At 69.9% G+C, this 10,829-nt stretch carries 10 protein-coding genes; 8 read left to right on the forward strand and 2 right to left on the reverse strand.

The genetic code is table 11. The annotated features are described in order from the left end of the window. The first annotated feature begins 148 nt into the window (after positions 1 to 148). The 5 genes from rpsO (at position 149) to AB0L74_RS10090 (ending at position 5,692) form a co-directional block, all read left to right on the forward strand. On the forward strand, positions 149 to 436 hold the full coding sequence (rpsO, locus tag AB0L74_RS10070) for a 30S ribosomal protein S15 (RefSeq protein ID WP_003997419.1): 288 nt from the start codon (positions 149 to 151) through the stop codon (positions 434 to 436). A gap of 377 nt (positions 437 to 813) precedes the next feature. Then, complete coding sequence (locus tag AB0L74_RS10075; RefSeq protein WP_365648137.1) at positions 814 to 3,042, forward strand: polyribonucleotide nucleotidyltransferase; 2,229 nt, start codon at positions 814 to 816, stop codon at positions 3,040 to 3,042. After that, positions 3,039 to 4,418: a pitrilysin family protein gene (locus AB0L74_RS10080; RefSeq protein ID WP_365648140.1), complete on the forward strand. Its 1,380-nt coding sequence runs from the start codon at positions 3,039 to 3,041 to the stop codon at positions 4,416 to 4,418. The genes AB0L74_RS10075 and AB0L74_RS10080 overlap by 4 nt, the downstream gene beginning before the upstream one ends. Before the next feature lie 54 nt (positions 4,419 to 4,472). Next, positions 4,473 to 5,225, forward strand: coding sequence for a 4-hydroxy-tetrahydrodipicolinate reductase (gene dapB / locus AB0L74_RS10085; RefSeq protein WP_365648143.1), 753 nt, complete (start codon positions 4,473 to 4,475; stop codon positions 5,223 to 5,225). Between the two features lie 11 nt (positions 5,226 to 5,236). Further along, positions 5,237 to 5,692 (forward strand): hypothetical protein, encoded by a 456-nt coding sequence (locus AB0L74_RS10090; protein WP_365648146.1) that lies wholly within the window; start codon positions 5,237 to 5,239, stop codon positions 5,690 to 5,692. A gap of 66 nt (positions 5,693 to 5,758) precedes the next feature. On the opposite strand, the gene AB0L74_RS10095 is transcribed toward AB0L74_RS10090, so the two are convergent. Next, entirely contained in the window at positions 5,759 to 6,313 is a 555-nt protein-coding gene (locus AB0L74_RS10095; protein ID WP_365648149.1) for a PH domain-containing protein, read from the reverse strand. Positions 6,314 to 6,425: 112 nt separating this feature from the next. Then, positions 6,426 to 6,665, reverse strand: coding sequence for a hypothetical protein (locus AB0L74_RS10100; protein WP_365648152.1), 240 nt, complete (start codon positions 6,663 to 6,665; stop codon positions 6,426 to 6,428). 170 nt (positions 6,666 to 6,835) lie between these two features. On the opposite strand from AB0L74_RS10100, the gene thyX reads away from it, so the two are divergent. The 3 genes from thyX (at position 6,836) to AB0L74_RS10115 (ending at position 10,533) form a co-directional block, all read left to right on the forward strand. Then, positions 6,836 to 7,576: an FAD-dependent thymidylate synthase gene (gene thyX, locus AB0L74_RS10105; protein WP_365648155.1), complete on the forward strand. Its 741-nt coding sequence runs from the start codon at positions 6,836 to 6,838 to the stop codon at positions 7,574 to 7,576. Positions 7,577 to 7,784: 208 nt separating this feature from the next. After that, a complete protein-coding gene (dapA, locus tag AB0L74_RS10110; RefSeq protein ID WP_365648158.1) occupies positions 7,785 to 8,684 on the forward strand; it encodes a 4-hydroxy-tetrahydrodipicolinate synthase in 900 nt (299 codons plus the stop codon). Between the two features lie 163 nt (positions 8,685 to 8,847). Then, positions 8,848 to 10,533 (forward strand): ribonuclease J, encoded by a 1,686-nt coding sequence (locus AB0L74_RS10115; protein ID WP_365648161.1) that lies wholly within the window; start codon positions 8,848 to 8,850, stop codon positions 10,531 to 10,533. Positions 10,534 to 10,829: the final 296 nt, after the last annotated feature.

The raw sequence follows: 10,829 nt of genomic DNA on the forward strand, positions 1-10,829 counted from the left end.
GTTTGTGTACGCACCCCCGGAATCCCTGGCGACAGCCGGACCTGGAGGTCGCGCCCAGCGGATCCCCGCCTCCCGAGTTACGGAAGTCCCCCCGAGAAGCAGACCGGGGGCACTCGGTGGCCATGCGCAGAGAATCAGAGGAGTACGCGTGTCGCTCGACGCCGCTACGAAGAAGCAGATCATCGCCGAGTTCGGTACCAAGGAGGGTGACACCGGCTCCCCCGAGGTCCAGGTCGCTCTGCTGTCGCGCCGGATCTCCGACCTGACCGAGCACCTCAAGACCCACAAGCACGACCACCACTCCCGCCGTGGTCTGCTGATCCTGGTCGGTCAGCGCCGCCGCCTGCTGCAGTACCTCGCCAAGAAGGACATCCAGCGCTTCCGTGCGCTGGTCGACCGCCTCGGCATCCGCCGTGGTGCGGCGGGCGCCAAGTAAGACGCCGTGAAGGGAGCGGTTCCCATCGTTCGGGGGCCGCTCCCTTTGCTGTACGTGCGCGGTGTCACCGCGGCTTTGTAGTGTGGTAGCACCACACGGGGAAGCACCGTTTGTGGTGGTGCGGCGCACGACGCGTACGACCCGCACGACACAGCGTGAGAGGCCCGCCCGAACGGGGTAGCCGGTCATCACGCACAACCGAACGAGGAGGAGCGCACCTCACCGCCGCCGGTCCTCGGTAGTGGCCCCCGGGGGACGAGCCCCCGGGTGCTTCGATCGAAGACCGGCCCGCAACCGGACGGCGCGCTTCTCCGCCCCGTCCCCCCGCCACACGGGCGAGGAGGGACAAAAGACGACAAGTAACGGAGAAAACGCTGGTGGAGAACGAGACCCACTACGCCGAGGCCGTCATCGACAACGGCGCCTTCGGCACCCGCACCATCCGCTTCGAGACGGGCCGCCTGGCCAAGCAGGCCGCCGGTTCCGCCGTGGCGTACCTGGACGACGACACCATGGTGCTGTCGGCCACCACCGCCTCCAAGCAGCCCAAGGACCAGCTCGACTTCTTCCCGCTGACGGTGGACGTCGAGGAGCGGATGTACGCCGCCGGCAAGATCCCCGGCAGCTTCTTCCGCCGTGAGGGCCGCCCCTCCGAGGACGCCATCCTCACCTGCCGCCTCATCGACCGCCCGCTGCGCCCGTCCTTCAAGAAGGGCCTGCGCAACGAGATCCAGGTCGTGTGCACCGTCATGGCGCTCAACCCCGACCACCTGTACGACGTCGTGGCGATCAACGCCGCCTCCGCGTCCACGCAGCTGGCCGGCCTGCCCTTCTCCGGCCCGATCGGCGGCGTCCGCGTCGCGCTGATCCGCGGCCAGTGGGTGGCCTTCCCGACCCACACCGAGCTCGAGGACGCCGTCTTCGACATGGTCGTCGCGGGCCGCGTCCTGGAGGACGGCGACGTCGCGATCATGATGGTCGAGGCCGAGGCCACCGAGAAGACCATCACGCTGGTCGAGGGCGGCGCCGAGGCGCCGACCGAGGAGGTCGTCGCCGCCGGTCTGGAGGCCGCGAAGCCCTTCATCAAGGTCCTGTGCAAGGCCCAGTCGGACCTCGCCGCCAAGGCCGCCAAGCCGGTCGGCGAGTTCCCCATCTTCCTCGACTACCAGGACGACGTCCTGGAGGCCCTGACGGCCGCCGTCAAGCCCGAGCTCGCGCAGGCGCTCACCCTCGCCGGCAAGCAGGAGCGCGAGGCCGAGCTGGACCGCGTCAAGCAGCTCGCCGCCGAGAAGCTCCTGCCGGAGTTCGAGGGCCGCGAGAAGGAGATCTCCGCCGCGTACCGCTCGCTCACCAAGCAGCTGGTCCGCGAGCGCGTGATCAAGGAGAAGAAGCGCATCGACGGCCGCGGCGTGACGGACATCCGCACGCTCGCCGCCGAGGTCGAGGCGATCCCGCGGGTCCACGGCTCCGCCCTGTTCGAGCGCGGCGAGACCCAGATCCTGGGCGTCACCACCCTGAACATGCTCCGCATGGAGCAGCAGCTGGACACCCTCTCCCCGGTGACCCGCAAGCGCTACATGCACAACTACAACTTCCCGCCGTACTCCACCGGTGAGACCGGCCGCGTCGGCTCCCCGAAGCGCCGCGAGATCGGCCACGGCGCCCTCGCCGAGCGCGCCCTCGTCCCGGTCCTGCCGACCCGCGAGGAGTTCCCCTACGCGATCCGCCAGGTGTCCGAGGCCCTCGGCTCCAACGGCTCGACGTCCATGGGCTCGGTCTGCGCCTCCACCATGTCGCTGCTGAACGCCGGTGTGCCGCTCAAGGCCCCGGTCGCCGGCATCGCCATGGGCCTGATCTCCCAGGAGATCGAGGGCGAGACGCACTACGTCACCCTCACCGACATCCTCGGTGCGGAGGACGCCTTCGGCGACATGGACTTCAAGGTCGCCGGCACCAAGGAGTTCGTGACCGCCCTCCAGCTCGACACCAAGCTGGACGGCATCCCGGCCTCCGTCCTGGCCGCCGCCCTCAAGCAGGCCCGCGACGCCCGTCTCCACATCCTCGACGTGATGATGGAGGCCATCGACCGGCCCGACGAGATGTCCCCCAACGCGCCGCGGATCATCACCGTGAAGATCCCGGTCGACAAGATCGGTGAGGTCATCGGCCCCAAGGGCAAGATGATCAACCAGATCCAGGAGGACACGGGCGCCGAGATCACCATCGAGGAAGACGGCACCATCTACATCGGCGCAGCCGACGGCCCGTCCGCGGAGGCCGCCCGCGCCACCATCAACGGCATCGCCAACCCGACGATGCCCGAGGTCGGCGAGCGGTACCTGGGCACGGTGGTGAAGACCACCACCTTCGGTGCCTTCGTCTCCCTGCTGCCCGGCAAGGACGGTCTGCTGCACATCTCGCAGATCCGCAAGCTGGCCGGCGGCAAGCGCGTGGAGAACGTCGAGGACGTCCTCGGCGTGGGCCAGAAGGTCCAGGTCGAGATCGCCGAGATCGACTCCCGCGGCAAGCTCTCCCTGATCCCCGTGATCGAGGGCGAGGAAGGCTCCTTGGCCGACGAGACGAAGAAGGACGACGCCGACCAGTGACGTCCCGTGGCTCCCAGGCGACGGCCCGCACCTCCTCGGAGGCGCGGGCCGTCGCCCGTACCCAAACCCTCATCCAGGGCGAGAACGGCATCGGCACGGTCCGCAAGACCACCCTCCCCGGCGGCCTGCGCATCGTCACCGAGACCCTGCCCTCCGTCCGCTCCGCCACCTTCGGCATCTGGGCGCACGTCGGCTCCCGCGACGAGACCCCGGCGCTCAACGGCGCGACGCACTACCTGGAGCACCTGCTCTTCAAGGGCACCCACCGCAGGTCCGCCCTGGACATCTCCGCCGCCCTCGACGCCGTCGGCGGCGAGATGAACGCGTTCACGGCGAAGGAGTACACGTGCTACTACGCGCGCGTGCTCGACACCGACCTGCCGCTCGCCATCGACGTCGTCTGCGACATGCTGACCGGCTCCCGCATCCTCGAGGAGGACGTCGACGTCGAGCGCGGCGCCATCCTCGAAGAGATCGCGATGACCGAGGACGACCCGGGCGACTGTGTGCACGACCTGTTCGCGCACACGATGTTCGGCGACAACCCCCTCGGCCGTCCGGTCCTCGGCACGGTCGACACGGTCAACGCCCTCACCGCCGACCGCATCCGCCGTTTCTACAAGAAGCACTACGACCCGACCCACCTCGTGGTCGCCTGCGCCGGCAACATCGACCACGACAAGGTCGTACGCCAGGTCCGCGCCGCCTTCGACAAGGCGGGCGCCTTCAAGGACCCGGCCGCCCGGCCCGTCGCCCCGCGCGGCGGCCGGCGCGTCATCCGCACCGCCGGCCGGGTCGAGCTGATCGGCCGCAAGACCGAGCAGGCCCACGTCGTGCTCGGCATGCCGGGACTGGCCCGCACCGACGAGCGCCGCTGGGCCATGGGCGTCCTCAACACCGCCCTCGGCGGCGGCATGTCCTCCCGCCTCTTCCAGGAGGTCCGCGAGAAGCGCGGCCTGGCCTACAGCGTGTACTCCTACACCTCCGGCTTCGCCGACTGCGGCCTGTTCGGCGTGTACGCCGGGTGCAGGCCGTCGCAGGTGCACGACGTGCTGAGGATCTGCCGCGACGAACTCGACCACGTCGCCGAGCACGGCCTGTCCGACGACGAGATCGGCCGCGCCGTCGGCCAGCTCCAGGGCTCCACGGTGCTCGGCCTGGAGGACACCGGCGCGCTGATGAACCGTATCGGCAAGAGCGAGCTGTGCTGGGGCGAGCAGATGTCCGTCGACGACATGCTGGCCCGGATAGCCGCGGTCACCCCCGACGACGTCCGGGAGGTCGCCCGGGACGTCCTGGGACGCCGGCCCTCGCTGTCGGTCATCGGCCCGCTGAAGGACAAGCAGGCCGCCCGGCTGCACGACGCCGTCGCCTGACCCCCCGGCCTCAACCCCCCGGTTGTCGGAACCCCTCGGTTAAGGAAACAGAACATGAGCAAGCTGCGCGTGGCGGTCCTCGGTGCCAAGGGCCGGATCGGATCGGAGGCGGTCCGGGCGGTCGAGGCCGCCGAGGACATGGAACTGGTCGCCGCCCTCGGCCGGGACGACAAGCTGGAGACGCTGGTCGACACCGGCGCCCAGGTCGCGGTCGAGCTGACCACCCCCGCCTCGGTCATGGGCAACCTCGACTTCTGCGTACGCCACGGCATCCACGCCGTCGTCGGTACGACGGGCTGGACCGACGAGCGCCTCGCACAGCTGAGGGGCTGGCTGGCCCAGTCTCCGGAGGCCGGCGTGCTCATCGCCCCGAACTTCTCCATCGGGGCCGTGCTGACCATGAAGTTCGCGCAGATCGCCGCCCCGTACTTCGAGTCCGTCGAGGTCGTCGAACTGCACCACCCGAACAAGGTCGACGCCCCCTCCGGCACCGCCACCCGCACCGCCCAGCTCATCGCCGAGGCCCGCCGCCGGGCCGGGAGCGCCCCGGCGCCGGACGCCACGGTCACCGCCCTGGACGGCGCCCGCGGCGCGGACGTCGACGGCGTCCCCGTGCACGCGGTCCGCCTGCGCGGCCTCCTCGCCCACCAGGAGGTCCTGCTCGGCGGCGAGGGCGAGACCCTCACCGTCCGCCACGACTCCCTGCACCACAGCAGCTTCATGCCGGGCATCCTGCTGGGCGTGCGCCGCGTGGTGACGACTCCGGGCCTCACCTTCGGCCTGGAACACTTCCTGGACCTGAACTGAGCCCTGACGACATGCGCGCGAAGATCTCCTACGTCATCACGGCCGCCGTCCTGGTCTTCTACTTCGCCCTGGTCGGCAGCCGCGGCCTGATGCTGATCGAGACCGGCACGCCCCTCACCGTCACCTTCGGCCTCGCGGTGCTGGTCCTGCCGGTCATCGGCCTGTGGTTCCTGTGGAAGAGCACCCAGTTCGTCCGCAGGGCCAACCAGCTCGCCGCCGAGCTCGACGCCGAGGGCGGCCTGCCCGCCGACGAGCTGAGGCGCACCCCCAGCGGCCGGATCGACCGCGACTCGGCCGACGAGGTCTTCGCCCGGCGCAAGGCGGAGACGGAGGCGGCGCCCGACGACTGGCGCAGCTGGTTCCGGCTCGCCGTGGCCTACCACGACGCCCGGGACACCCCGCGCGCCCGCAAGGCGATGCAGCGGGCGATCGCCCTGCACGACGGCAAACGGACCGAGACCGTCTGACCCACGCACGCCACAGCGGTGGGGCCGGACCGTACGCGGTCCGGCCCCACCCCTGTGCGCACGTGATCAGCCGCGCCGGTACTCGTCCGCCCACGCCTCCACGGAGTCCGCGGCCCGGTCGAAGGCGTCCGGCCGGGCGAGGAAGTCCGCGTTGTGCGTCGTCAGCAGCGGCGGCGAGCCGTCCGCCGCACGCCCCTGCCCCAGGAGAACCAGCGCCTGCCCCTGCACCGTGCGCGGCAGCCCCAGCCAGCGCACCGGCTGCTGCACCGTCCGTACCTGCGCGACCTGGGCCCAGGGGACCGTCCGCGTACCGAGGAAGGCCACGTGCCGAAGCCCCCGCGCACTCACCCACACGCCCATCCGCAGCAGCCGCAGCGCGCAGACGATGACGACCGCGGCCACGGCGAAGACCGCGCCGGCGGAGGCGGGCGTGGCCGTCGCGGCGATCACGACCGCCGCGAACAGCACGAACGAGGCGAGCAGCAGAATGACCGCCGCCGTTCCCACGCGCCACGGACCCGGACGGTAGGGACGGCGCCAGCGGTCGCGGTCGTGGTACGGCAGCGCTGTGTCGTCGGCTGCCTCGAAGGCGCGATCGGCCGTCAGGAAGGACAGGGGCACGGCGGGTCCTCACTCGTCCAGGGCGTGGGCTGTGCCCGGTGAGGCTACCGACCTGTGGCCCCGGTCACCACTGTCGGGGCCCGGATGGAGTCAGGACCGGCGCGCCGCGCCCTCAGCGGTGGTCGGACGCCTGCGACCGCGGGGTCTGCGCCGCGGAGTGGTCCAGCGACAGGGCGGGCATCCCGATGACCAGGGAGCCCATGAGGGCGGCGACGATGGTCAGGCCCAGCAGCCAGCGCCCGGCCAGCTGGCCGAAGGACGCCCGCTCACGGGGCGGCGGAGTGACATTGCTGCGGAACCTGTCGGCCTCGGCGAGGAAGGCGAAGGGGACGGGCTCACGCCGGCGGAACATCAGGACTGCATCTCCTCTCGGTTGGAACACGTCGGTACTACCGGTACAGACGAATGAATCCCCTCGCAGGTGCCCGGTCTCGCCGACTTCATCGCACCGTGTCCAGCGCCCCGCCGGGCGGGCCGTAGAGTGGCGTCGCCAGAAGACGAAACCGGAAGGCCCTGCGAACCGTGACCCAGACCCCTGACGACGACTTCAAGATCGATCTGCGCAGTGACGTCACCGTCGAGCTGGTGAAGCACAGCGCGACCGACGCCGACGTGCTGTTCGCGGCCCGGGTGTCGACCGTCGGTGAGCAGTCCCTCGACGAACTGAACAAGGACCCGGAGCGCTCCAAGGGGCTGATCAACTACCTGATGCGCGACCGGCACGGGAGCCCCTTCGAGCACAACTCGATGACCTTCTTCATCAACGCACCGATCTTCGTCTTCCGCGAGTTCATGCGGCACCGTGTGGGGTGGTCGTACAACGAGGAATCCGGCCGCTACCGCGAGCTCCAGCCGGTCTTCTACGTGCCGGACGAGTCCCGCAAGCTGGTCCAGCAGGGGCGCCCGGGCAAGTACGTCTTCGTCGAGGGCACCCCGGCCCAGCACGAGCTCGTGGGGCGCGCCATGGAGGACTCCTACCGCCAGGCGTACGAGACCTACCGGCAGATGCTCGCCGCCGGCGTCGCCCGCGAGGTCGCCCGCTCGGTCCTCCCGGTCGGCCTGTACTCGTCCATGTACGCCACCTGCAACGCCCGCTCGCTGATGCACTTCCTCGGCCTGCGCACCCAGCACGAGCTGGCGAAGGTCCCCTCCTTCCCGCAGCGGGAGATCGAGATGGTCGGCGAGAAGATGGAGGCGGAGTGGGCCCGGCTCATGCCCCTCACGTACGCCGCCTTCAACGCCAACGGCCGCGTGGCCCCGTAAGGCACGCGTACCCGGCCCGGCGGGAGATCCACGCGTCAGCCTCGCGAAGTGTCCGTATTGCGGCATTTCACGAAGTTCATCTAGCCTGATCGAACGGACTCGGCACTGCTTGAACCCCCGAGCAGGCAGTGCCGGGCTCCGCCTTTGTCGCGACTTGTCTCCCTCCCCTCGGGCAGACCGCACCCCGCGCAACGAGTAGCGTGTAACCATGGCTCCGACCTCGACTCCGCAGACCCCCTTCGGGCGGGTCCTCACCGCCATGGTCACGCCCTTCACGGCGGACGGCGCACTCGACCTCGACGGCGCGCAGCGGCTCGCCGCCCACCTGGTGGACGCAGGCAACGACGGCCTGATCGTCAACGGCACCACCGGCGAGTCCCCCACCACCAGCGACGCGGAGAAATCGGAGCTCGTGCGAGCCGTCCTGGAGGCGGTGGGCGACCGCGCCCACGTCGTCGCCGGCGTCGGCACCAACGACACCCACCACAGCGTCGAGCTGGCCCGCGCCGCCGAGAAGACCGGCGCGCACGGACTCCTGGTCGTCACCCCGTACTACAACAAGCCCCCGCAGGAGGGCCTCTACCGGCACTTCACCGCCGTCGCCGACGCCACCGGCCTGCCGGTCATGCTGTACGACATCCCCGGCCGCAGCGGCGTCCCGATCAACACGGAGACGCTCGTCCGCCTCGCCGAGCACCCGCGGATCGTCGCCAACAAGGACGCCAAGGGCGACCTGGGCCGCGCGAGCTGGGCCATCGCGCGCTCCGGCCTCGCCTGGTACTCCGGCGACGACATGCTGAACCTGCCGCTGCTCTCCGTCGGCGCCGTCGGCTTCGTCTCGGTCGTGGGCCACGTGGTCACCCCGGAACTCCGCACGATGATCGAGGCGTACGTCTCCGGTGACGTACACAAGGCGCTGGAGATCCACCAGAAGCTGCTTCCCGTCTTCACCGGCATGTTCCGCACCCAGGGCGTCATGACCACCAAGGCCGCGCTCGCCCTCCAGGGCCTGCCGGCCGGCCCCCTGCGGCCGCCCATGGTGGAGCTCGGCCCCGAGGAAACCGAGCAGCTCAAGATCGATCTTGCTGCGGGCGGGGTACAGCTCTGACAACAGACTTCGCAAGACCGCGCACGCCGCGCGCTCGGCCGGACCTCACAACTGAATAAGCAGGCCACCGGTGCCTGCGTCCCACCAAAACAACTGCTTTGCACGAACGTCACGCGCGCCACGTGCCACACCGGTACGTGGCGCGCGTGGTGAGGAGAGTCTTTTGAGTCATCCGCATCCTGAACTGGGCCCGCCCCCGCCGCTCCCCGAAGGCGGCCTGCGGGTCACCCCGCTCGGCGGCCTCGGCGAAATCGGCCGGAACATGACGGTGTTCGAGTACGGCGGCCGCCTGTTGATCGTCGACTGCGGAGTGCTCTTCCCTGAGGAGGAGCAGCCCGGAATCGACCTGATCCTGCCGGACTTCTCGTCCATCCGGGACCGCCTCGACGACATCGAGGGCATCGTCCTCACCCATGGCCACGAGGACCACATCGGCGGCGTCCCCTACCTCCTGCGGGAGAAGCCGGACATCCCGCTGATCGGCTCCAAGCTGACCCTCGCCCTGATCGAGGCCAAGCTCCAGGAGCACCGCATCCGTCCGTACACCCTCCAGGTGGCGGAGGGGAACCGCGAGCGCGTCGGCCCGTTCGACTGCGAGTTCATCGCGGTCAACCACTCCATCCCCGACGCACTGGCCGTGGCCGTCCGCACCCCCGCGGGCATGGTGGTCCACACCGGCGACTTCAAGATGGACCAGCTGCCGCTGGACAACCGCCTCACCGACCTGCACGCGTTCGCGCGGCTGAGCGAGGAGGGCATCGACCTCCTGCTCACCGACTCCACGAACGCCGAGGTCCCCGGCTTCACCCCGCACGAGCGGGACATCTCGGGCGTCCTGCGCCAGGTGTTCGCCGGCGCCCGCAAGCGGATCATCGTGGCCAGCTTCGCCAGCCACGTCCACCGCATCCAGCAGATCCTGGACGCGGCGTACGAGTACGGCCGCCGCGTCGCCTTCGTCGGCCGCTCCATGGTCCGCAACATGGGCATCGCCCGTGACCTGGGCTATCTGAAGGTCCCCCCGGGCCTGGTCGTGGACGTCAGGTCCCTCGACGACCTTCCGGACCACGAGGTGGTCCTGGTCTGCACGGGCTCCCAGGGCGAGCCGATGGCGGCCCTGTCCCGCATGGCCAACCGGGACCACCAGATCCGCATCGTCGAGGGCGACACGGTGATCCTTGCGTCCTCGCTCATCCCGGGCAACGAGAACGCGGTCTACCGCGTGATCAACGGCCTGACCCGCTGGGGCGCCAACGTCGTCCACAAGGGCAACGCCAAGGTCCACGTCTCGGGCCACGCCTCGGCCGGCGAGCTGCTGTACTTCTACAACATCTGCCGTCCGAAGAACCTGATGCCGGTCCACGGCGAATGGCGCCACCTGCGCGCCAACGCGGAACTGGGCGCCATGACCGGCGTCCCGCACGACCGCATCGTCATCGCCGAGGACGGCGTGGCCGTCGACCTGATCGAGGGCAAGGCGAAGATCTCCGGCAAGGTGCAGGCGGGCTACGTGTACGTCGACGGCCTCTCGGTCGGCGACGTGGGCGAGCCGGCCCTCAAGGACCGCAAGATCCTCGGTGACGAGGGCATCATCTCGGTCTTCCTGGTCATCGACGCGTCCACCGGCAAGATCACGGCCGGTCCGCACATCCAGGCCCGCGGCTCGGGCATCGACGACTCCGCCTTCGGTGACGTGATCCCGAGGATCACGGACGTCCTCGAGCGCTCCGCCCAGGACGGCGTCGTCGAGCCGCACCAGATGCAGCAGCTCGTCCGCAGGACCCTGGGCAAGTGGGTCTCGGACACCTACCGGCGCAGGCCGATGATCCTCCCGGTCGTCGTGGAGGTCTGACGGTCCGTCGGGCGCTGACCCGCACGAACCCGGGGCGGGGCGCCGCGATTTGCATCGGGGCGCCCCGCTCCAGTACGTTTACAACCCCCACCGAACGGGAAGCCGATCACTTCATGCGGTCCGCGCCCCGGGAGGAGCGGGAAAACCGACTGAGAAGTTCTGACTCAGAACATCTGATAAAGTCGGAACCGCCGGAAAGGGAAACGCGAGAGCGGGAACCTGGAAAGCACCGAGGAAATCGGATCGAGAAAAGATCTGATAGAGTCGGAAACACCGAAGGGAAGCGCCCGGAGGAA

The organism is Streptomyces sp. NPDC052020 (assembly GCF_040680575.1).
GTDB lineage: Bacteria > Actinomycetota > Actinomycetes > Streptomycetales > Streptomycetaceae > Streptomyces.